The 20,526-nt window shown below is 69.2% G+C and carries 20 protein-coding genes; 13 read left to right on the top strand and 7 right to left on the bottom strand.

Annotation, left to right across the window (positions count from 1 at the left end; genetic code table 11):
* Positions 1-132: 132 nt before the first annotated feature.
* Complete coding sequence (locus tag AC1RRF_RS13330) at positions 133-594, bottom strand: TIGR02300 family protein (RefSeq protein WP_492835294.1); 462 nt, start codon at positions 592-594, stop codon at positions 133-135.
* A 135-nt stretch (positions 595-729) separates the two neighbouring features.
* On the opposite strand from AC1RRF_RS13330, the gene aroA reads away from it, so the two are divergent.
* The 7 genes from aroA (at position 730) to mscL (ending at position 6,037) form a co-directional block, all read left to right on the top strand.
* Positions 730-2,025, top strand: coding sequence for a 3-phosphoshikimate 1-carboxyvinyltransferase (aroA, locus tag AC1RRF_RS13325; RefSeq protein ID WP_492835413.1), 1,296 nt, complete (start codon positions 730-732; stop codon positions 2,023-2,025).
* Complete coding sequence (locus tag AC1RRF_RS13320) at positions 2,022-2,291, top strand: hypothetical protein (protein ID WP_492835292.1); 270 nt, start codon at positions 2,022-2,024, stop codon at positions 2,289-2,291. Before aroA ends, AC1RRF_RS13320 begins: the two co-directional genes overlap by 4 nt.
* On the top strand, positions 2,288-2,572 hold the full coding sequence (locus tag AC1RRF_RS13315) for a hypothetical protein (protein WP_492835290.1): 285 nt from the start codon (positions 2,288-2,290) through the stop codon (positions 2,570-2,572). The genes AC1RRF_RS13320 and AC1RRF_RS13315 overlap by 4 nt, the downstream gene beginning before the upstream one ends.
* Positions 2,569-3,219: a (d)CMP kinase gene (gene cmk, locus AC1RRF_RS13310; protein WP_492835288.1), complete on the top strand. Its 651-nt coding sequence runs from the start codon at positions 2,569-2,571 to the stop codon at positions 3,217-3,219. The genes AC1RRF_RS13315 and cmk overlap by 4 nt, the downstream gene beginning before the upstream one ends.
* Before the next feature lie 161 nt (positions 3,220-3,380).
* A complete protein-coding gene (gene rpsA / locus AC1RRF_RS13305; protein ID WP_492835286.1) occupies positions 3,381-5,084 on the top strand; it encodes a 30S ribosomal protein S1 in 1,704 nt (567 codons plus the stop codon).
* Positions 5,085-5,327: 243 nt separating this feature from the next.
* The gene (locus AC1RRF_RS13300; RefSeq protein ID WP_291835090.1) at positions 5,328-5,612 is read left to right on the top strand and encodes an integration host factor subunit beta; all 285 of its coding nucleotides are present in this window, start codon (positions 5,328-5,330) and stop codon (positions 5,610-5,612) included.
* Positions 5,613-5,623: 11 nt separating this feature from the next.
* On the top strand, positions 5,624-6,037 hold the full coding sequence (mscL, locus tag AC1RRF_RS13295) for a large-conductance mechanosensitive channel protein MscL (protein WP_492835284.1): 414 nt from the start codon (positions 5,624-5,626) through the stop codon (positions 6,035-6,037).
* 13 nt (positions 6,038-6,050) lie between these two features.
* Here the strand turns inward: mscL and AC1RRF_RS13290 are convergent, their stop codons facing one another.
* Positions 6,051-7,199 (bottom strand): N-acetyltransferase, encoded by a 1,149-nt coding sequence (locus AC1RRF_RS13290; RefSeq protein ID WP_492835282.1) that lies wholly within the window; start codon positions 7,197-7,199, stop codon positions 6,051-6,053.
* A 150-nt stretch (positions 7,200-7,349) separates the two neighbouring features.
* Between AC1RRF_RS13290 and AC1RRF_RS13285 the strand changes: the two genes are divergently transcribed.
* Genes AC1RRF_RS13285 through AC1RRF_RS13275 form a run of 3 tightly spaced genes read left to right on the top strand, consistent with a single transcriptional unit; the run spans position 7,350 to position 12,809 of the window.
* Positions 7,350-8,030: a hypothetical protein gene (locus tag AC1RRF_RS13285; protein ID WP_492835280.1), complete on the top strand. Its 681-nt coding sequence runs from the start codon at positions 7,350-7,352 to the stop codon at positions 8,028-8,030.
* Positions 7,936-9,528: a Y-family DNA polymerase gene (locus AC1RRF_RS13280; protein ID WP_492835278.1), complete on the top strand. Its 1,593-nt coding sequence runs from the start codon at positions 7,936-7,938 to the stop codon at positions 9,526-9,528. The genes AC1RRF_RS13285 and AC1RRF_RS13280 overlap by 95 nt, the downstream gene beginning before the upstream one ends.
* Positions 9,525-12,809 carry an error-prone DNA polymerase gene (locus tag AC1RRF_RS13275; RefSeq protein WP_492835276.1) on the top strand — a complete coding sequence of 1,095 codons (3,285 nt, stop codon included), beginning with the start codon at positions 9,525-9,527 and terminating at the stop codon, positions 12,807-12,809. The genes AC1RRF_RS13280 and AC1RRF_RS13275 overlap by 4 nt, the downstream gene beginning before the upstream one ends.
* Before the next feature lie 7 nt (positions 12,810-12,816).
* Here the strand turns inward: AC1RRF_RS13275 and AC1RRF_RS13270 are convergent, their stop codons facing one another.
* From AC1RRF_RS13270 to AC1RRF_RS13255, 4 genes are all read right to left on the bottom strand, one after another.
* Positions 12,817-13,005 carry a hypothetical protein gene (locus AC1RRF_RS13270; RefSeq protein WP_291839156.1) on the bottom strand — a complete coding sequence of 63 codons (189 nt, stop codon included), beginning with the start codon at positions 13,003-13,005 and terminating at the stop codon, positions 12,817-12,819.
* Positions 13,006-14,091: a 4-hydroxyphenylpyruvate dioxygenase gene (gene hppD, locus AC1RRF_RS13265; protein WP_492835273.1), complete on the bottom strand. Its 1,086-nt coding sequence runs from the start codon at positions 14,089-14,091 to the stop codon at positions 13,006-13,008. It lies immediately after the preceding gene.
* Between the two features lie 169 nt (positions 14,092-14,260).
* Positions 14,261-16,201: a M1 family metallopeptidase gene (locus tag AC1RRF_RS13260; RefSeq protein WP_492835271.1), complete on the bottom strand. Its 1,941-nt coding sequence runs from the start codon at positions 16,199-16,201 to the stop codon at positions 14,261-14,263.
* 92 nt (positions 16,202-16,293) lie between these two features.
* Positions 16,294-17,553 carry a multidrug effflux MFS transporter gene (locus AC1RRF_RS13255; RefSeq protein ID WP_492835269.1) on the bottom strand — a complete coding sequence of 420 codons (1,260 nt, stop codon included), beginning with the start codon at positions 17,551-17,553 and terminating at the stop codon, positions 16,294-16,296.
* A gap of 80 nt (positions 17,554-17,633) precedes the next feature.
* On the opposite strand from AC1RRF_RS13255, the gene arsC reads away from it, so the two are divergent.
* From arsC to AC1RRF_RS13240, 3 genes are all read left to right on the top strand, one after another.
* Complete coding sequence (gene arsC, locus AC1RRF_RS13250) at positions 17,634-17,993, top strand: arsenate reductase (glutaredoxin) (protein ID WP_492835267.1); 360 nt, start codon at positions 17,634-17,636, stop codon at positions 17,991-17,993.
* Positions 17,994-18,059: 66 nt separating this feature from the next.
* Entirely contained in the window at positions 18,060-18,521 is a 462-nt protein-coding gene (locus AC1RRF_RS13245) for a hypothetical protein (protein ID WP_492835265.1), read from the top strand.
* Between the two features lie 97 nt (positions 18,522-18,618).
* Positions 18,619-19,392, top strand: coding sequence for an energy transducer TonB family protein (locus AC1RRF_RS13240; RefSeq protein WP_492835263.1), 774 nt, complete (start codon positions 18,619-18,621; stop codon positions 19,390-19,392).
* On the opposite strand, the gene AC1RRF_RS13235 is transcribed toward AC1RRF_RS13240, so the two are convergent.
* On the bottom strand, positions 19,389-20,495 hold the full coding sequence (locus tag AC1RRF_RS13235) for a cytochrome-c peroxidase (protein ID WP_492835261.1): 1,107 nt from the start codon (positions 20,493-20,495) through the stop codon (positions 19,389-19,391). The genes AC1RRF_RS13240 and AC1RRF_RS13235 overlap by 4 nt on opposite strands.
* Positions 20,496-20,526 lie beyond the last annotated feature (31 nt).

The raw sequence follows: 20,526 nt of genomic DNA, 5'->3' as shown, positions 1-20,526 counted from the left end.
GAGGCGGCGGAACCTATGTCAGGGCCGTTTGGTGATCAAGCCCGGTTCCACCATTTATTTTCGCCTTTTTCGAACGCTGTTCGGAAGGCGATTTCCGGGCGGATCGAACGCTGCCGATCCGCCCGGAATTTGTCAGTCCTCGTCCGACGAAGGCTTGCCGATTTCGTCTTCGAAGGAGTCGTCGTCCTCGTCCTCGATGAACGGAACCGAGTCGTCATCGTCGTCGTCGGCCAGGACGTCGTCGTCCTCGGTCGCTTCGCCCATGCCGGACTCTTCGGTCGGATCGACGACGGCTTCGTCCTCGTCGTCCGGGGTGAGGATCGGCTCGTGGCCTTCCTCGTCGATCTCCGGCGTCTTGACGTCGTCTTCTTCGTCCTCGTCGCCGTCGGCCTTCTTGTCCTTGACCTGATCTTCGGCCTCGTCGTCCGCCGGATAGCCGGCCGGGCGGCCGCGACGGTTGCGCAGCTTCAGGGCTTCTTCAGGATCGAAGTCAGTGCCGCACTTCGGGCAGTGAGCCGGTCGGCGGTTCAGGTCGTAGAATTTGGCCTGGCAGTTCGGACAGACCTGCTTTTGGCCCAGTTCGGGATTAGCCACGGGGGCGCCTCTCACGGTAGGGGGGAATTCGGGCGGCTCCCTTGCCACCCTTGGGAGCCGCTGTCAAAAGCCATCTCCGCGCGCCCGCGCCGCCCAGACCACTTCGGAGACCGCCGGGTGACGAACTTCACGCATCTGACCGCCCGCCGCAGCCCCGCGCTGAAGGGCGCCGTGCGCGCTCCCGGCGACAAGAGCATGTCGCACCGGACGATGATCTTCGGGGCCATGGCGACCGGCGTGACCGAGGTCGAGGGCCTGCTGGAGGGCGACGACATCCTGGCCACCGCCCGCGCCGCCGAAGCTTTCGGCGCGACGGTCGAGCGTCTGGGGCCGGGCCGCTGGCGGGTGACCGGGCAGGGCGGCTTCCGTTCGCCGGACAGCGTCATCGATTGCGGCAACGCCGGAACGGGCGTGCGCCTGCTGATGGGCGCGGCCGCCGGCTATCCGGTCTCGGCGACCTTCGACGGAGACGGCAGCCTGCGGAAGCGGCCGATGAAGCGGGTCACGGGTCCGCTGGCCGACATGGGCGCACGGTTTGGCTGGCAGGCCGCCGAGGATCGGCTGCCGGTCGAACTGTCGGGCGGCGGGCTGACCGCCATCGACTATGTGCAGACGGTCGCCTCGGCCCAAATCAAGTCGGCCATCCTGCTGGCGGGATTGAACGCCGAGGGCGTCACCACGGTCACCGAGCCGGAGAAGAGCCGCGACCATACCGAGCGGATGCTGCGCGCCTTCGGCGCCGAGGTCGGTGTCGAGGAACAGGGCGACGGCTGGAAGATTTCGCTGAGAGGCGGCCAGCCGCTGACCGGAACCTTCGTGGCCGTGCCGGGGGACCCGTCGTCGGCGGCCTTCCCTCTGGCGGCGGGGCTGGTGGTTCCGGGCTCCGAGGTCACGGTCGAGGGCGTGATGCTGAACCCGCTGCGCACCGGCCTGTTCGACACCTGGCGCGAGATGGGCGCGGACCTGACCATCACCAACCGCCGCATGGCCGGGGGCGAGGAGGTCGGCGACGTCACCGCCCGCCACTCGGCGCTGAAGGGCGTGGTCGTGCCGGAAGACCGCGCCGCTTCGATGATCGACGAATATCCGATCCTGGCCGCCACCGCCGCCTTCGCGGAGGGCCGGACGGTGATGCGCGGCGTCGGCGAGATGCGGGTCAAGGAAAGCGACCGCATCGCCCTGATGGTCGCCGGCCTGAAGGCGTGCGGGGTCCCGGTGGAGGAGGAGCCTGAGGGCTTCATCGTCACCGGAGGCCCCATTGCGGGCGGCGCGACCGTCCACACCGCCCACGATCACCGCATCGCCATGAGTCATTTGGTGCTGGGTCTGGCCGCCGACCGGGCCGTCGCGGTCGACGAGCCCGGCATGATCGCCACAAGCTTCCCGGGTTTCGTGGAGATGATGAACGGCCTGGGCGGTCTGATCGAGTGAAGGGGCTGCGCGACGTCCTTTCTCGCGGCGTCGCGGTCCTGGGGCTCCTGACCTGTCTGGGAGGGGCCGGCTGGACGGCGTGGACCGTGTGGCGAGGGATCGTCACCGGCATGGTGACGGGCAAGCACGGCGCGGTTCATCTGAGGATCGAAGGCGATTTCTTCTACTATTCGACGGTGGTTCTGAACGGCCTGGCCTGCCTGTTATGGCTCGGCCTGGCGGCGTTCGCGGTCGTTGTGCTGGTCCGCTGGAAGGATTGGACGTGAGCCGTGCGTTCATGCGGCGGTCGTTCCAGGCCGTGACGACCTGGATCCTCGCGGCGCTGATGGGCGTGGGGTGCTGGCGGGGTGGATCGGAGCTGCTGACCATCCTGGATAGAGGCGTGATCCCGGGCCGCCGGGGTCCTTCGCTGCATCTGGCCGACAATGCGCTGGCCTACTGGGCCGTGTTCGCCTTCTTCTGCGCCGCGTTGATGGCGGCGATAGGCTTCACCCTGTTTCTGGCCTACGTCGGCTGGCGGCAAGCCATGGAGGATCGCCGATCTTGAGCACGAACTTCATCATCGCCGTCGACGGACCCGCCGCCTCGGGCAAGGGCACGATCGCCGCGCGGCTGGCGGCGGAATACGGCCTGCCGCATCTGGATACGGGCCTGCTGTACCGCGCCGTCGGCGTGGGCCTGCTGGACGCGGGCAGGTCACTGGACGACGAGGCGGCGGCGGAGGCGGTCGCCCGGGCGCTGGACGCCGGCGATCTGAGCGACACAGAGCGTCTGACCAGCGGCGAGGCCGGCGAGGCCGCCAGCCGGATCGCGGGCTTCACCGGCGTGCGCGCGGCCCTTCTGGCCTTCCAGAAGGCCTTCGCGGCCCAGCCCGGCGGCGCGGTGCTGGACGGGCGCGATATCGGCACGGTGATCACCCCCGAGGCCTCGGCCAAGCTGTTCATCACGGCCACGCCCGAGGTGCGGGCGACGCGCCGCTGGAAGCAGTTGACGGCGCGCGGGACCGAGATCGCTTTCGAGGACATGCTGGCCGACATCATCCGCCGCGACGAGCGCGATGCGGGCCGGGGCGCGGCCCCGATGGTGCAGGCGGACGACGCCGTCTTGCTGGACACGACCGATATGGATATAGAAGCCGCCTTCGATGCGGCCCGCCGTATCGTCGAGGCGGCGCGCGCGAAACACGGTCTCTGACCGTTTTCGCAAATCCAACGCTCCCATCCTCGGCTTCCGCGGGCGCTCTGGTTGAGCTTCAGCCTCGCGTCCCGACGACCTGACTCTTTCTTCTGAACCCCTCTTTGGCGCGGGACCCTTCGGTCGCGCGCTCAAGCCTTTTTCTCCAACCCCAGAGTTACATGACCGACACCCTCACCCCCACCCGCGACGATTTCTCGGCGCTGCTCGACGAAACCCTTCAGGGCCGTGACCTCGGCGAAGGCCAGGTCGTTCACGGCCGCGTCGTCGGCATCGAAAAAGACATCCTGATCATCGACGTCGGTCTGAAGACCGAAGGCCGCATCCCGGCCCGTGAGTTCGGCATCGGCGAAGGCGCCGTCATTCCGAAGCTCGGCGACAACGTCGAAGTCTATCTGGAGCGCGTCGAGAACGCCCTGGGTGAAGCGGTCATCAGCCGCGACAAGGCTCGTCGCGAAGAAGCCTGGACCCGCCTGGAAGTCGTCTTCGCCGACGGCCAGCCGGTCAACGGCACCATCGTCGGCCGCGTCAAGGGCGGCTTCACCGTCGACCTGGGCGGCGCCTCGGCCTTCCTGCCCGGCTCGCAAGTCGACATCCGTCCGGTGCGCGACGTCGCCCCGCTGATGGGCAAGGAACAGCCCTTCGCGATCCTGAAGATGGACCGCCCGCGCGGCAACATCGTCGTCTCGCGTCGCGCCATCCTGGAAGAAGCCCGCGCCGAACAGCGCACGGAGCTGGTCGGCCAGCTGCAAGAGGGTGAAGTCCGCGAAGGCGTCGTCAAGAACATCACCGACTACGGTGCGTTCGTCGACCTGGGCGGCATCGACGGCCTGCTGCACGTCACCGACATGTCGTGGAAGCGCGTCTCGCATCCGTCGCAAGTCCTGGCCGTCGGCGACACCGTCAAGGTCCAGATCGTCAAGATCAACCCGGACACCCAACGTATCTCGCTGGGCATGAAGCAGCTGCAAGCCGACCCGTGGGACGGCGTGGAAGCCAAGTATCCGGTCGGCGCCAAGATGTCGGGCCGTATCACCAACATCACCGACTACGGTGCGTTTGTTGAGCTGGAAGCCGGCGTTGAAGGCCTGGTCCACGTCTCGGAAATGTCCTGGACCAAGAAGAACGTCCACCCGGGCAAGATCGTCTCGACCTCGCAGGAAGTCGACGTGGTCGTGCTGGATGTCGACGCCTCCAAGCGCCGCATCTCGCTGGGCCTGAAGCAGGCTCAAGACAATCCGTGGGACGCCTTCGTCGCCAACAACCCGATCGGCTCGACCGTCGAGGGCGAAGTCAAGAACGCCACCGAGTTCGGCCTGTTCATCGGCCTGGACAACGACATCGACGGCATGGTGCACCTGTCCGACCTGGACTGGAACGTGTCGGGCGAAGAAGCCATCCAACGCTACCGCAAGGGCGAAACCGTCAAGGCCAAGGTCCTGGACGTCGACGTCGAGAAGGAACGCGTCTCGCTGGGCATCAAGCAGCTGGGCGGCGATCCGATGGAAGGCGACACCTTCAAGAAGGGCCAGCAGATCACCGTCACCGTGACGGCGATCGAGACCGGCGGCATCGAGGTCAAGTTCGGTGAAGACGACGCTCCGGCGACCGCCTTCATCCGCAAGTCGGACCTGTCGCGCGACCGCAACGAGCAGCGCACCGAGCGCTTCTCGGTCGGCGACCGCGTCGACGCCATGGTCACCGGCATCGACAAGGCCTCGCGCCGCGTCTCGGTGTCGATCAAGGCCCTGGAAATGAAGGACGAGGCCGAGGCCATCGAACAGTTCGGGTCGTCCGACTCGGGCGCTTCGCTGGGCGACATCCTGGGCGCCGCCCTGCGCGAGAAGGCCGGCTCCAAGGAGTAAGCCTCTTCGTCATCGGCGAAAAACAATCAGGCGGCCGGAGCGATCCGGCCGCCTTTTTTGTGTTCGAAGCCGGGACGCGCGGTGGAACTCCTGTACGGTTTCCGACCTTTAACCTACAATTCGCGGGCTGAACGGACGGTTGGGCCTTTTTCGCCGGGCGCGCGAGAGATAGGGTGGGCTTGCATCCTAAGACTGGATGCAGCCGTATGGGTCCGGGCTGGGGCTGAACAGGGCGGGGGCTGCATGATCAAATCCGAGCTGATCGAGAAGCTCGCGGCCGAAAACACGCATCTGACCCATGCTGAGGTCGAGCGTGTCGTGAATGTCGTGCTCGGCCGCATGGTCGAGGCGCTGGGCGACGGCGGTCGCGTGGAACTTCGCGGCTTCGGAGCCTTTTCCGTTCGGGGCCGCCCGGCGCGCGCCGGCCGTAATCCGCGCACCGGCGAGTCGGTCGAGGTTCCCGCGAAGGCGGTTCCCTTCTTCAAGAGCGGCAAGGAGCTGCGCGAGCGGCTGAACGCCACCGACTGACAGGACGCCCCATGGGACTGGTCACCGAGTTCAAGGAATTCATCGCCCGCGGCAATGTCATCGACCTGGCGGTCGGCGTCATCATCGGCGCGTCGTTCGGCAAGATCGTCACCAGCCTGGTCGAACAGGTGGTCATGCCGCCGATCGGCCTGGCGCTGGGCCGGGTCGACTTCTCGAACCTGGAGTGGGTGCTGGTCCCCGAGAATCCGGCGACCACGGAAATCGAGAAGGTGGCGATCCAATACGGCGCCTTCATCAACACCGTGATCCAGTTCCTGATCGTCGCCGTCGTCATCTTCCTGATGGTGAAGCTGGTGAACAAGATGCGTCGCGAGCAGGCTGCGGCTCCGGAAGCCCCGGCCGCGCCGACCCCGACCGAGGCCCTGCTGGCGGAAATCCGCGACGAGCTGAAGGCTCGCCCCTAACGCTTAAGACGTCCTAGGCCTTGGAGGCCGTCGCCGGAGCGGCCCTCGGAGCCCGTGCGCCGCGCACCGCGCGTTCGAGCGGAACGGGCCGCAGGCAGATCGCATAGTCGCCGTCGTAGGGCGTGGGCGACCACAGGGCCGGATCGGGCGCATCCTCTGAAAACTGGACGTGGCAGTGGCCCCAGCCGCCTTCGCGTCGAGCCGTGCGGGCGAAGTCGCCAAGCCGGAGCAGGTCCCGCGGTGTGACCATGGGCAGCCGAAGTTTCGCCGCCCCCATGGCGCGGGCCGCGTCGCGCAGGGCCGTCATCAGCACCGGTACCGCGTCGGCGTGGGGCTGCAGGGCCTCCAGATCGATGATCTCCAGCACCGGCGGCTCGAGGATGTTCGATTTGGCCATCATGGCCATGGCGTAGGCGACGACGGCGCCGTCCCGCTCAAAGGCCAGGATCAGCGGTCGCTGGGACAGGTCGGGGTCCTGCAGGCGCCACCGCTGGATCTCCGGCCCGCGGTCCGCCAGCAGCCGCCCCTCGTCCGTCAGCGCCCGCCAGAAGGCGGCGTAGGGCGAGGCGTCGCCGAAATCGCCCAGCAGGCTGACGCCGGGCGGCAGGGCGGGGCGGGCGGCACGGCCGAGCCGGTCGTTCATCAGCTGCTCGCCCAGTCCCGACACGGCGCGCGGCGCGGCCGCATACAGCCGCCGCCACAGGCGGCTCAGCGCCAGGGGCAGGGGATCGACGACCCAACTCAGCTTCAGCGCATGGGTCTGTTCGGGCCAGGCCTGCATGCCGTGGCGGGCATAGAGGGGCTGGGACGTGGAATTGGCGTTGAGGGTGTAGCGGACAAAGACGTCGGGCTGGGCGGTGAAGGTCTTGAGCATGTCGCGGCTGGTCCCGCGCACGCTCGCCGTGACGATGATCGAAAAGCCGGTCGCGCCGTGCAGTCGTCGCCCGCCCAGCCGGAAGCGCTGGATCAGATTGCCGACGTGGGCTGCCGGCTCGCCATCGGGGCCGTCGGCGACCCAGCCCGCCGGCGCGCCGATGTCCAGCCGGGCCGGGTTGGCGTGCAGCCATCGCCACCCCGCCAGCGACCGTTCCGGCCAGCCCACGCTGCGGTGCAGGTCCTGCACCCTGGGATAATCCGCTTCTACGATCTCTCTGAGCGTCATGGCTGAGCTGTATCGTTTCGGGAGCGGGGCGCGCTCCACGACGGTAAACGTGCAGGGAGCGGGCCAGTTCTACAATCGCGGGTATATGCGTATCCACCGGAACGGGAGGGATTGGATTCCGGTTTGACTCTTTGCGAAGCGGAACAAATAATGAACATCCGTCTTTTCATGGTCGCCATGTCTCCCTTTTCCGCCGCATCGCCGGAGCCGTTTCCAGAGGCCGCCGCGCCTCTGGAGGAGGTTTGCGCATCGACGCCGCGGGACATGGCGGCGACCGTCCTGTTCGCCCTGTCGCGGGGGCGGGAGGATGATCGGCGACCGGTGTTGATCGCCGCGCCCCGGGCGTGGTTCGGGGAATACGGTCGCCCCCACGGCCCCGGCCTGGCCGGGACGGCGCTGATCCTGACGCCTGTGTCGACCGCCGCCGAGGCGCTGTGGGTGCTGGAGCAGGCCTTGCGGTCGGGGGCGGTGTCGCTGGCGCTGGGAGCGGTGGACGGGGCCAGCCTGGCCCAGACACGGCGGCTGGACTTCGCCGCCCGGGACGGCGGTTCGACCGGAGTGATGTTGCCGCGAAGCCTGGACGGGCTCAGCGCGGCGCGGCGGCGCTGGCGCGTGTCGGCGGCGCTGTCCGCGCCCGACGCCGACGACCCCCGCGCGCCGGGGCAGGCGCGCCTGATCGCGGAGATGACGCGGGGCCGGGGCGAACGTCCCGGCGCCTGGATGCTGGAGCAGGATGATGAGACGCATCGTCTCCGTCTGGCTGATCGACTGGCCGGTTTCGGTCCGGCGCCGATCGCTGGAACGGGCGCGACGTCCGGCCTCGCCGCCTGACCCCGCCCTGGACCCGCAGACCCCGTTCGCCCTGATCCTGAAGAACAGTCGGGGCGCGGCGGTGATCCACGCCCTGAACTCGGCCGCCCGCGCCGCGGGGCTTCGGCGTGGCCAGACCCAGGCCGACGCCCTGGCCATGATCCCCCACCTGCTGTGCCGACCCGCCGATACGGCCGCCGATGACAAGGCGTTGGAGGCGTTGGCGGTCTGGGCCGAGCGCTGGTCGCCGTCGGTCAGCCTCGATCCGTCCGGCGAGGGGCTGGAGGGGCTGTTCCTCGACGTCACAGGGGCGGCCCATCTGTTCGGCGGCGAGGCGGGCCTGCTGGCCCAGATCCGCACCCGGCTGGCCGAGGCGGGGACGATCGCACGGGTCGCCCTGGCCCCGACGCCGGGCGCGGCTTGGGCGCTGGCCCGCTGGGGCGAGGGCCGGGACCCGATCGCCACGGACGAGACCGTCGCCGACCTGCTGGCCGATCTGCCGATCGAGGCGCTGCGGCTGGACGACCGCACGGTGACCGGCGCCCGCCGGCTGGGGCTGAAGACCATCGGCAGCCTGTACGCCATGCCGCGCGCGGGTCTGGCGCGGCGGTTTCGGGACGGCGACGCCATCGGCCTGGTGCGGCGACTGGATCAGGCGCGGGGGTATGTCGGCGAGGCCCTGACGCCCGTGCGTCCGCCCGCCCGCTATCGCGTTTGGCAGGCCTTCGCCGAGCCTCTGGGCGATATTGAGGGCGTGGAGGCGCGCCTGCCTGAACTGGCCGCCGACCTGACGCGGGCGCTGGAGCGGGACGGGCAGGGGGCGAAGGCCCTGACCCTGACCGGCTTCCGCTCGGACGGGCTGACGACCGGGCTGTCGGTGCGCATGGGACGGCCGGGGCGCGAGGTCCCGATCTGGATGCGGCTGTTCCGCGAGGCTGGTTTCGGACGGCTGGAGCTGGGCTTCGGTTTGGACGCCCTGATGCTGACCGCCGACCTGACCGAGCCCATGGCGGCGCGGCAAGGGGCGCTGGAAAGCGAGGCGGAGGCGAAGCAGGCCGAGAGCCTGGCCGCCCTGATCGACCGGCTGACCGCGCGGCTGGGCGAAGAGCGGGTGCTGACGCCCGAACCGGTCCACAGCTGGATCCCCGAACGCGCCGAGCGTCTGGTCCCCGCCCTGGGCCGGGTTCCTGAATCCGACCCGGGGGAAGCCGGTCGCCGCCCCCTGCTGCTGCTCGATCCGCCCGAGCCGATCGACGATCCGCTGTTCGACCTGCCCGAGGGGGCGCCCGCGCGCTTCACCTGGCGTCGGGTCAGCCGCCGGGTGGTGAGGGCCGAGGGGCCGGAGCGGCTGTCGCCCGAATGGTGGCGGCCCCGTCCCGATGGGCGCGAGGTCCGCACCCGTGACTACTACCGCGTCGAGGACGGCGAGGGCGGCCGCTACTGGCTGTTCCGCGAGGGGCTGTACGGGCGCGAGGAGGGTCGCGCGCCGTCGTGGTGGATGCACGGGGTGCTGCCATGACGGTCTGGAACGGCGAATACGCCGAACTGGGCGCCCTTACGAACTTCAGCTTCCTGGAGGGGGCGTCGCACCCACACGAGATCATTCACCAGTCGAAAGCGCTGGGGATGGCCGCCGTGGGCGTGGCCGACCGCAACACCCTGGCGGGCATGGTGCGGGCGCTGATGGAGGCCGAGAAGGTCGGGCAGCAACTGGTGATCGGGTCGCGACTGGTGTTCACCGACGGGACGGCCCTGATCGTCTTCCCGCGGGACCGCGCCGCCTACGGCCGGCTGTGCCGCCTGTTGTCGCTGGGCAAGAGCGAAGCCGTGCCGCAGCCGGGCGCGGACCCGCAGGGCGAGCGGATCGAGAAGGCCGAGACCCGGCTGACCTTCGAACAGGCCGTTGGATTGGGGGAGGGAATGATCGCCCTGGCCCCCGCGCCCGAGACGCCCGACGCCGCCTTCGAGCGCCGGCTGGCGGCGTGGCGGGCGGCCTGGCCGGACGATCTCTACCTGGCCGCCGCGCCCCTGTGGCGGGGGGATGATCGGCGGCGCCTGAACCGGCTGGCGGCCATGGCCCAGCGCACCCGCGCGCCGATGATCGCCACCAATGCGGTCCTGTACCACCACGCCGACCGGCGCATGCTGCAGGACGTGCTGACCTGCATCCGCGAGGGCGTGACGATCGACAAGGCCGGGCGGCGTCTGCGGGCCAACGCCGAGCGCGACCTGAAGACGCCCGCCCGCATGGCCCACCTGTTCCGGGGTCATGAGGCGGCGCTGGAGCGGACCATGACGGTGGCGCGCGCCTGCAGCTTCTCCCTGCGCGAGCTCAGTTATCAGTACCCGGACGAACCGGTGCCGCCGGGCTGGACCGCGCAACGGCGCCTGATGCGCCTGGCCTTCAAGGGCGCGAGGGAGAAATGGCCGGATGGGGTGGCCCCCAAGGTGTTGGCGTCGATCCGGGCGGAGCTGAAACTGATCAAACTGCTGAAGTATCCGAACTACTTCCTGACCGTGCACGACATCGTCGCCTGGGCGCGGGGACAGGAGAAGCCGATCCTGTGCCAGGGGCGGGGATCGGCGGCCAACTCCGTGGTCTGCTTCTGCCTGGGCGTCACCAATGTGAACCCGGCCGAGCAGGACGTGCTGATCGAGCGCTTCATGTCCGCCGACCGGGACGAGCCGCCGGATATCGACGTCGATTTCGAGCATGAGCGGCGCGAGGAGGTGATGCAGTACGTCTATCGCCGCTACGGCCGGGATCGCGCGGCCATCGTGGCGACGATCATCCACTATCGTCCGCGTTCGGCGATCCGCGACGTGGGCAAGGCGCTGGGCCTGACCGAGGACGTGACCGCGCGCATGGCGGACACCGTCTGGGGCTCGTGGGGCGACGCGGTGAAGGACGAGCATGTCGACCGCACCGGCCTGAGCCGGGATGACGCGCGTATGCGGCTGGCCCTTCAGCTGACGGCCGAGATCATCAAATTTCCGCGCCATCTCAGCCAGCATGTCGGCGGCTATGTGCTGAGCCAGACGCCCCTGCTGGAGATCGTGCCCATCGGCAACGCCGCCATGGACGACCGGACCTTCATCGAGTGGGACAAGGACGACATCGACCATCTGAAGCTGATGAAGGTCGACGTTCTGGCGCTCGGCATGCTGACGGCGTTGCGGCGCGGCTTCGACATGATCGAGGACAGCTATGGCCGGCGGCTGCACCTTCATACCGTTCCGCCGGACGACGCCGAGGTCTACGGCATGCTGTGCAAGGGCGATTCCGTCGGGGTCTTCCAGGTGGAGAGCCGGGCCCAGATGGCGATGCTGCCCCGGCTGAGGCCGGAGGTCTTCTACGATCTGGTGGTGGAGGTGGCGATCGTCCGGCCAGGCCCGATCCAGGGCGGCATGGTCCATCCCTATCTGAAGCGGCGCAGGGAACGGCGCGAGGCGCGGGCGCGGGGCGAATCCTATGAGATCGACTATCCCAGCCCGTCGCCCGAACATGGTCCCGCCGACGAACTGAAGCAGGTGCTGCACAAGACGCTGGGCGTGCCGCTGTTCCAGGAACAGGCGATGCGGATCGCCATGCAGGCGGCGAAGTACACGCCCGCGGAAGCCAACAGCCTGCGCCGGGCGATGGCCACCTTCCGGCACATGGGGACCATCGGCCAGCACGAGGAGCGGTTCACTTCGAAGATGATCTCGCGCGGCTACGATCCCGAGTTCGCGCGAAGCTGTTTCGACCAGATCAAGGGCTTCGGGGAGTATGGCTTCCCCGAGAGCCACGCCTGCTCCTTCGCCCTGCTGGTCTACATCTCGGCGTGGATGAAGCATCACTATCCCGAGGTCTTCGCCGCCGCCCTGCTGAACAGTCAGCCGATGGGGTTCTACGCCCCCGCCCAGCTGGTCCGGGACGCGAAGGAGCACGGGGCCGAGGCGCGCCATCCGGATGTGAGCATGAGCGATTGGGACGCCACGCTGGAACCCGTGCCGGGTGAGGCGCGCCGCGCCCTGCGCCTCGGCCTGCGGTCGATCGACGGCTTCAAGAAGGGATGGGCCGAGGACATCATGAAGGCGCGGGCCGAGGGGCCATTCGCCGACCTGGACGACCTGCGCCTGAGGGCGCGGCTGACGCCGGCGGCGATGGATCGGCTGGCCGAGGCGGACGCCTATGGATCATTGAGGCTGACCCGCCGGCAGGGGATGTGGGCCGCCCGGGGCGCGCCGCCGGTCGCCGGCGCGCCCCTGTTCGAGGCCGTGGGCCTGCGCGAGGCCGACGGTCGTCCGCCCGAGGCCCTGCCCGAACTGGCGCCGTCCGAGGAGGTGGTGGGCGACTACCAGACCATCCGCCTGTCGCTGAAGGGGCATCCGGTCAGCTATCTGCGCGACCGGCTGGCGCAGGCGGGGGCGCTGACGACGGCGGACTACCCGGGGACGGCGAACGGCAGGCGGGTCGCGGTCGGCGGGGTGGTGCTGGTGCGCCAGCGGCCCGGCACGGCCAAGGGCGTCTGCTTCATGACCGTCGAGGACGAGACCGGGGTGGCCAATCTGGTGCTGTGGCCTGACGTGTTCGAACGCCTGCGTCCGGTGGCCATGGGCGCGCGGATGGTGCTGGCGCGGGGCAAGGTGCAGACCGCCGAGGGGGTGACCCACCTGGTGGTCGAACAGCTGGAGGACTGGACCCCCATGCTGGGCCATCTGACCCCCGACGCCGCCCCGGGATCAGGTCATGCGCCGACGCGCGGGGGGCATCCGAGGAATGTGCGGGTGCTGCCGGGGTCGCGGGATTTTCACTAGACGGGCCTCAGCCCTTCCGGTGCCAGCGCCACTTCCAGATGCGGTAGCCGATGATGGGGGCGAAGCCGCAGATCAGGGCCGCGGCCAGCACCGTCCAGAAGCCGCCGCCCAGCCAGAACTCGCCCGCCAGCGCCCCGACCACGGCCGCGAGGAGCGGACCGAGCCAAGGCAGCCAGTGGGGCGGCCGCACCTTCATTCAGGCATCGACCTTGATGACGCCGCGACGGATCTGGTCCAGCTCGATCGAGTCGAACAGGGCCTGGAAATTGCCGTTGCCGAAGCCCTCGTTGCCCTTGCGCTGGATGATCTCGAAGAAGATCGGGCCGAAGGTGTCCTGGGTGAAGATCTGCAGCAGCAGGCCCTCCTCGTCGGAACCATCGATCAGGATGCGGTTCTTGCGCATCCGCTCCACGTCCTCGCCATGGTTGGGCAGGCGTTTGTCGATGAGCTCGAAATAGGTCTCGATGGTGTCCTGGAAGTCGACGCCGCGCGCCTTCATGGCCTCGACGGTCTCGAAGATGTTCTCGGTCGTCAGGGCGATGTGCTGGATGCCCTCGCCGTTGTAGCGGCGCAGGAACTCCTCGATCTGGGAGTTGTCGTCCTGGCTTTCGTTCAGCGGGATGCGGATGGCGCGGTCGGGCGCGATCATGGCCTGCGAGAACAGACCGGTCGCCTTGCCCTTGATGTCGAAATACTTCTGCTCCTCGAAGTTGAAGATCGAGTTGTAGAAGCCGGACCAGGTCCGCATCTCGCCGCGTTTCACGTTGTGGGTCAGGTGATCGAGGATCTCCAGGCCCATGGAGTTCTTGCGCTCGGCCTCTTCCCAGCCCTCGATCTCGTCCCAGGCGTCATACAGCGAGCCGTTCTCGCCGTACTGGTCGATGACATAGAGCAGCGAGCCGCCGATGCCCTGCAGGATGTAGGGATAGTCGTTCGCCAGCGCGCCGCCGTGGGCGCCTTCGGCGGCGCGGGCGCCACGGGCCAGGGCGCCTTCAAAGGCGGATTTGGCGTCGGCGACGCGGAAGGCCATGCCGTTGGCCGAGGGGCCGTGATCGGTCGCGAACTCGCCCGCCTGGCCCTTGGGCGACAGATTGACCAGCATGGTGATGTCGCCCTGCTTCAGGCGGACGACATTGTTGGCCGGGTTCACATGGGTGCGGGTGAAGCCCATCAGCTCCAGGCGGGCGACCATGGCCTCGGGCTCGGGGCCGGTGAACTCGACGAACTCGAAGCCGTCGACGCCGAGGGGATTGTCCTGATCGATACGGGCGGCGTCAGTCATGTGGCGTCTCCTGAAGGGGGTGTCGGCGGAAGCCGATCTTGTGGGGCGGAACCTAGTGTCGCGGGGCGGTGAAGCCAAGGTGGCGCCGGACACAGGTTCGTGGGATGTCGGCGCGCCAGCGACGACGGGGTGGGGGACCATCCGGCCCATCCCACCCGTCTCGCTTTGCTCAGTTCGGTCGGCCCACCACGGCGTCGACCGAGTTGGTCGTGACCGGGTGATAGCCCGGGCGGGCCTGGGCGTAGATGCGGGTGGCGATGGGACGGCCCCATTCGTACTGGGCCCACAGGCTGGTGAAGAGCGGCAGGACGAATTTGCGGCGGCCCTGGGTGGTCAGGAAATGCTCCAGCGTCGGCACGGCCGGCTGGTAGCGGTGCTGGACCGCGATCTGCAGCCAGGCGAACAGGACCTCGGCGTTGCCTTCGGTCTTCAGGTGCAGGGTCGATTCCAGGTCGGCGAGTTGGGCGTCCGAGAACCAGCGGCCGCTGGCCGGCGGCACGGGCGGACGCCAGGCGAGGAAGCGCTGGCGCTCCTGCGTCGACCAGTTCGCCCACGGAATGGCCGAGGCCGGGCCGCCCGCGGCGAAAGCCAGCGCCGCCGCGTCGACCGGGACGAAGGCGTTGGACACCGGCGGTCGCCAGTTCGACGGCATGCCGGGCTGGTAGATCCAGGCGTCCATCATGATCTGGTCTTCCAGCGCCTTGGTCGTCACCAGGTGGGCGCGGATGTCCTGGAGGAACAGTTCGGTGGTCATCGGGCGGAAGGCGTTGCGCTCGAAATAGCCCTTCAGCCAGGCGTCGAAGCGCTCGCGGCCGACGATGCGCTCGATGGTGCGCAGGAAGGCGGCGCCCTTCTCATAGGCGACGTCGGTCAGGCCCTCGTCCGGATCGCGGCCGTCGAGATCAAGCTTCAGGCGGGTGTCGGCGGGCGGCAGGTCGGCCAGCGTCGTTTGCAGATCGCCCCAGCCCAGGGATTGCAGCATCAGCGCCCGGTCGGGGCCGTACAGGGCCTCCATGATCCGGTTTTCGAAATAGACGGTGAAACCTTCGTTGAGCCAGAAGTCGGCCCAGGTGGCGTTGGTCACCAGATTGCCCGACCAGCTGTGCGCCAGTTCGTGCGCCACCAGCGACACCAGCGACTGGTCGCCGGCGATGATGGTCGGGGTGGCGAAGGTCAGGCGCGGGTTCTCCATGCCGCCGAACGGGAAGGACGGGGGCAGCACCAGCAGATCGTAGCGGCCCCAGCGGTAGGGGCCGTAGAGTTGCTCGGCCACGTCCACCATGCGGGCGGTCGGGACCAGTTCATCGTGGGCGGCGCGCAGGCGCGACGGCTCGGTCCAGACCCCGGTGCGCTCGTCGATGGCGGCGAAGTCCACGTCGCCCACGCCGACGGCGATCAGATAGGGCGGGACCGGATTGGTCATGCGGAAGCGCCAGGCCTTGCCGCCCTCGACCGGTTCGCCGTTCGTGGTCAGCGTCTCGGCGCTCATCACCACCTTGAGGTCGGACGGCGCGACGATGCGGGCGTCCCAGGTCTGGCGGATGCCGGGGCTGTCCTGCGTCGGAACCCAGGTACGGGTCAGGATCGCCTGGCCCTGGCTGAACATATAGGGCCTGCGGCCGCCCGCCGTCTGGGCCGGGGTCAGCCATTGCAGGGCGGCGGCGTCCGGGCGGGTCGAGTATCCGATGACGACCTTCTGCGTTCCGCCCGCGGCCAGCGCCGGGAAGCGCACGGTCAGGGCCTGGCCGAGGATCGGGTCGGAGGGGCCCGTGCTGTGCTGCAACACCGCGCCCGAGGCGTCGGTGACGCTGCGGATGTCGAGGTTGCGGATGTCGAGGATGACCTCCGTCGCGCCGGGGACGCCCTGGATGTCGAGGGTGGCCGTCCCGGACAGGGTGTTGGTCTGGAAGTTCGCGGCCAGGTCCAGCGCGACGTGGCGGACGTGGGCGATCTCGGGCCGGGCGTAGGAGTGGACGTCGCGCACATACTGGACCGGCGCGGTGGCCGAGGCGGGCAGGGGCGGCATGTCCGAGCCGGAAGCGGTCATGGCGCATCCTCCCAGGGCGGTGGCGAGCGCGAGCGCGGAGACGAGGCCGAGGGTCCGGATCATGGGGCGTCCTTCCTGTGGCCCGCCGCCGTTCGGGCGTATCGAGGCCGTGTTCTTTTTCGCTGGCCGGAGAACGCCCCGGCGCGGCGAAAAGATCAAGAGGGATGCGCGACCGGCGCCAGATGCTTGGCGCGGAACAGGTGTCCCCGCTCGGCGATCAGGACGAAGACCAGGGCCAGGACGCCCATGACGGTGAAGCCCAGCGCCATGGGGGTGGCCGAGCCGTTGAACGACTGGCCGATGGCGAAGCCCATCAGCGAACCGATGATCGTCGAGATGAAGCCCTGGGCCGAGGAGGCGGTGCCCGCGATATGGCCCATGGGCTCCATGGCCATTGAGCCGAAATTGCCGGCGATAAAGCCGAAGCAGAACATGGTCAGGGCCTGCAGGATGGCGAAGGTCCAGATCGACTCGTGGCCGCTCAGGTTCACGGCGCTGTGGATCACGCCCATGGCGATGAAGCCCAGCAGGGCGGTGTGGGAGATCAGCCGCGAGCCCAGTTTCTCCACCAGCCGCGAGTTCAGCAGGCTGGCCACCGCGATGCCGCCGGCGATGGCGGCGAAGACGGTGGTGAACAGCTCCGGCGCCTTGAAGACATCGAAGAAGATCTGCTGGCTGGAGTTGATGAAGCCGAACAACGCCCCGGTGATGCAGGTCATCGCCAGGGTGTAGCCGATGGACACGCGATTGGTGACGGCCTGGCGGAAGGCGTCGGCGATGCGCGCAGCGTTGATCGGCAGGCGGTCCTCGGGGTGCAGGGTCTCGGGCAGGCGGATCATTGCCCAGAGCAGGACCGTGCCGCCGAACACCGCCAGCACGCCGAAGATCCAGTGCCAGGGCGCGACGTTCAGGATCAGCTGACCGACCGTCGGGGCCAGGATCGGCACGCCGAGGAAGACCAGGAAGCTGAGCGACATGACCCGCGCCATGGTGCGGCCCGAATAACGATCGCGCACGATGGAGACGGCCAGCACCCGGGTGGCGGCGGCGCCGATGCCGGTCGCGACCCGCGCGGCGATCAGCAGTTCGAAGGTCGGGGCGAAGGCGCAGGCGATGGCGAAGACCACATAGATCAGCAGACCGCCGATGAGCACCGGCTTGCGCCCGAAGCGGTCGGCCAGCGGGCCGTAGACGATCTGGGCGCCGCCGAAGCCGAGCAGATAGGCGGTGATGATCCACTGGCGGCTGTTGTCGGTGACGACGTTCAGCGACTCGCCGATGTGCGGCAGGGCGGGCAGCATGGAATCGATGGCGAGCGCGTTCAGCGCCATGAACATGGCGATCAGGCAGACGAACTCGGGGAACCCCGGGCCCTTGGCGGCGGGCAGGGCGGCGGCGGGCGTGGGGGAGGTCATCGGGGCCACATGCGGTCGGGGTGCGACAATCGCAACCGGTGGGCGGTGAAAAGATCGGCGGAGTGGCTATAAGGCCGCCCATGACCGTGACCATCTTCCACAATCCGAACTGCGGCACCTCGCGCAATGTGCTGCAGATGATCCGCGACGCCGGCCAGGAGCCGGAGGTGATCGAGTACCTGAAGACCGGCTGGACGGCCGAGGGGCTGAAGGCGCTGCTGGCCGAGGCGGGACTGACCCCGCGCGAGGCGATGCGAACCAAGGGCGATGCGGCCGGTGCGCTGATCGGCGAGTTGGGCCTGCTGGAGGCGGGTGTCTCTGACGACGCCATCTTCGCCGCCATGCTGGAACACCCGATCCTGGTCGAACGGCCGTTCGTCCGCACGCCGAAAGGCACGGTGCTGGCGCGGCCGAAGGAAACGGTGCTGGAGGTTCTCTAGCGCGCCTTGCCGGGAGAACGGCGGTCTGCCTACCCTGTGGCGAACCGCAATCGGGGGATCGGCCACATGTCCAAAATCATCGCCGTCGTGGTGATGGTCGCCGCCGCGGGCGCCGCCGCCTGCACGCCGACCTATGTCGCGCCGAAAGGAATGCCGACCGCCCATATCGCGCTGACGCGTGGAGCCATGACCGACGCCGACCACGCCGAGCTGATGGTGTCGAACGCGGAGTGGTCGCGGCGGGCGAACATCTCGGGCGGACTGCTCTTCGCCTATGACAAGCCCGAGGTCATCGCCGCCGGCGTCCCGATGTATTTCGAGCTGCAGACCGAGCGGACCGCGGGCTACACCATGATCTTCTGCGGCTCGCATTTCGTCTTCGTGCCGGAGGCGAACCATAGCTACGTCGTGTCGCCCAACGAGGCGGGGACGAGTTGTTCGCTGACCCTGACGGACGCCGCGACGGGCCGGACACCCGACACCTTCCGCGTCGAGCCGGTGCAGGAAGGCTGGAGCCCGGCGGACTGAAGGTCGCCGGCGCGCAAAGGCCGCGCCGCCTCGACTAGTCATTGCGAGTGATTATCGATATTAGGCGAGCCCCTGTTTCACCCGGCTCGCCGTGTTCATGTCCTTTCGCCCCCGCCAGAGCGCGACCGCCACGCCGGGCGGGCATGTGTTGGCCTATGCGCTGGTCGCGGCGGCGCACGTGGGCGGACTGGCGCTGTTCGGCCTGCAGGCGGCGCCTGAGCTGATCGGCGGCGCCGCGCCGGTGATCAACCTGACGCTGATGCCGTCGCCCCGCTTCGACTCGCCGACGCCGCCGTCCGCCGCCGCGAAGGCCGAGCGTCAGGCCGGGGGCGCCGCGCGGCCTGAGGCCGCAGACCGCCCCCGCGCGCACCTGACCTCAGCGGTATTTCCGGCGGACCTGACCGTCCCGCTCCCCGTCCAGCCGCAACCCTCGGAACAGACGCGCCGGTCGGATGACAGCCGCACTGACGCGCCGGGCCCGCTCGGGCCCGGACGCGCGGGCGAGCGAGGGCAGGTCAATGAGGACGCCGCGACGCCGGGCGCGACCCAGGGCGGCGGCGGGCAGTCGTTGGGCGCCGCGGCGGCGGCCGACACCGACACCTGGTCCGCGGAGGTCCTGGCCTGGATCGAACGGCACAAACGCCATCCGGGCGGCGCGCGCGGCGTCGTGACGGTGAGCTTCCAGCTGGACCGCCGCGGGCGGGTGCACCGGCTGCGCCTGGTGCGTTCCAGCGGAATCAGGATGCTTGACCGGGCAGCGCTGGACCAGATCGCCGCGACCCAGCCCTTCCCGCGACCGGCCCCCGGCGCGCGCTGGAGCCTGCGTGATTTCACGGTGAACATCGACTACCGGGCCAGGGGCGCCGCCTAGAGGGCCTCGAGATAGGCGACCAGGTCGTCGATCTCTTCATCGGTCAGGTTGAGCGGTTCGAGCATCGGATCGGTGACCGGATACATCGGATCGTTCTCCGCCCCCGCGGGCCGACGCGGATGCGCTCCGCCCGCGTTGTAGAAGCGGACGATGCCCTCCATCAGCGGGAACAGGCCGTTATGCATCCACGGTCCCGTGCGGGAGACGCCCAGCAGGCTGGGCGTGCGGAAGGCGCCGACGTCCTCGGGCCGGTTGGTGACATGGTAGCGGCCCAGATCCTCGTGCTCGCGGCCGTAGAAGGTCAGGCCAAGGTTGTGGAACTTGCCGTCGCTGAACGCGGGGCCGCTGTGGCAGCTGGCGCAGGCGGCCTTGGTGCGGAACAGGTGCAGGCCGCGCAGCTGCTGGTCGTTGAGCGCGCGCCGGTCGCCGCCGATGAACCGGCGCCAGCGGCCCTGACCCGGACGCAGGCTGCGCTGGAAAGTCGCCAGCGCCTTGGCGATACGGTCGATGGTGACCCGGTCGTCGCCGAAGGCGGCGCGGAAGGCTTCGGCATAGGTCGCATCGGCGGCGATGCGCGCCTCGATCTCGGGCAGGGCGCCGGCCATCTCCAGCGGATCGACCAGCGGGTGCAGGCTCTGCGCCTCCAGGGTGTCGGCGCGGCCGTCCCAGAACAGCACCGGCAGCCAGGCGGCGGGAGCGACGGAGGGGGCGTTGCGCTTGCCGCGCTGACGGTCGTGACCGAAGGAGGTGCGCACCCCGTCGGCGAAGCCCAGCTCGCGCGCATGGCAGGAGGCGCAGGCGATCTGGCCCGAGGCCGACAGGCGAGGATCGTCGAACAGGCGCTGGCCCAGCGCAGTCTTCTCGGCCGTCACCGGATTGTCCGCCGGTGTGACCGGCGGGGGCAGGGGAGCGAACTCGGTGAAGACCGCGCCCGCCCTCAGGTTTGGGGCCGGCCAGGTCTCCGGCGCTCCGGCGTAGGCGGCGCGCAGCTCTTCCGCCGTGGGTGTTTCAGACACCATGGCGCGGGTGGCCGCCGCTGAATCCTGGGCGTGCACGCTGTCGAACGCCCATGTCCCGGCGATCAGGCCGATCGCCAGGATCACGGACGCCGCGGCGGCGCGCCGGAGGATGTGT

It is taken from the genome of Brevundimonas sp. GW821-FHT12C05, from assembly GCF_058807475.1.
This window is presented reverse-complemented; position numbering and strand designations above follow the sequence as displayed.

Bases quoted from the DNA above. Each gene is read 5' to 3' on its own strand.
- AC1RRF_RS13240 (WP_492835263.1), top strand. From the start codon at position 18,619: ATGTCCTTTCGCCCCCGCCAGAGCGCGACCGCCACGCCGGGCGGGCAT.
- AC1RRF_RS13255 (WP_492835269.1), bottom strand. From the start codon at position 17,553: ATGACCTCCCCCACGCCCGCCGCCGCCCTGCCCGCCGCCAAGGGCCCG.
- AC1RRF_RS13245 (WP_492835265.1), top strand. From the start codon at position 18,060: ATGTCCAAAATCATCGCCGTCGTGGTGATGGTCGCCGCCGCGGGCGCC.
- AC1RRF_RS13260 (WP_492835271.1), bottom strand. From the start codon at position 16,201: ATGATCCGGACCCTCGGCCTCGTCTCCGCGCTCGCGCTCGCCACCGCC.
- rpsA (WP_492835286.1), top strand. From the start codon at position 3,381: ATGACCGACACCCTCACCCCCACCCGCGACGATTTCTCGGCGCTGCTC.
- mscL (WP_492835284.1), top strand. From the start codon at position 5,624: ATGGGACTGGTCACCGAGTTCAAGGAATTCATCGCCCGCGGCAATGTC.
- hppD (WP_492835273.1), bottom strand. From the start codon at position 14,091: ATGACTGACGCCGCCCGTATCGATCAGGACAATCCCCTCGGCGTCGAC.
- AC1RRF_RS13285 (WP_492835280.1), top strand. From the start codon at position 7,350: ATGAACATCCGTCTTTTCATGGTCGCCATGTCTCCCTTTTCCGCCGCA.
- AC1RRF_RS13280 (WP_492835278.1), top strand. From the start codon at position 7,936: ATGAGACGCATCGTCTCCGTCTGGCTGATCGACTGGCCGGTTTCGGTC.
- arsC (WP_492835267.1), top strand. From the start codon at position 17,634: ATGACCGTGACCATCTTCCACAATCCGAACTGCGGCACCTCGCGCAAT.
- AC1RRF_RS13270 (WP_291839156.1), bottom strand. From the start codon at position 13,005: ATGAAGGTGCGGCCGCCCCACTGGCTGCCTTGGCTCGGTCCGCTCCTC.
- AC1RRF_RS13275 (WP_492835276.1), top strand. From the start codon at position 9,525: ATGACGGTCTGGAACGGCGAATACGCCGAACTGGGCGCCCTTACGAAC.
- AC1RRF_RS13290 (WP_492835282.1), bottom strand. From the start codon at position 7,199: ATGACGCTCAGAGAGATCGTAGAAGCGGATTATCCCAGGGTGCAGGAC.
- AC1RRF_RS13300 (WP_291835090.1), top strand. From the start codon at position 5,328: ATGATCAAATCCGAGCTGATCGAGAAGCTCGCGGCCGAAAACACGCAT.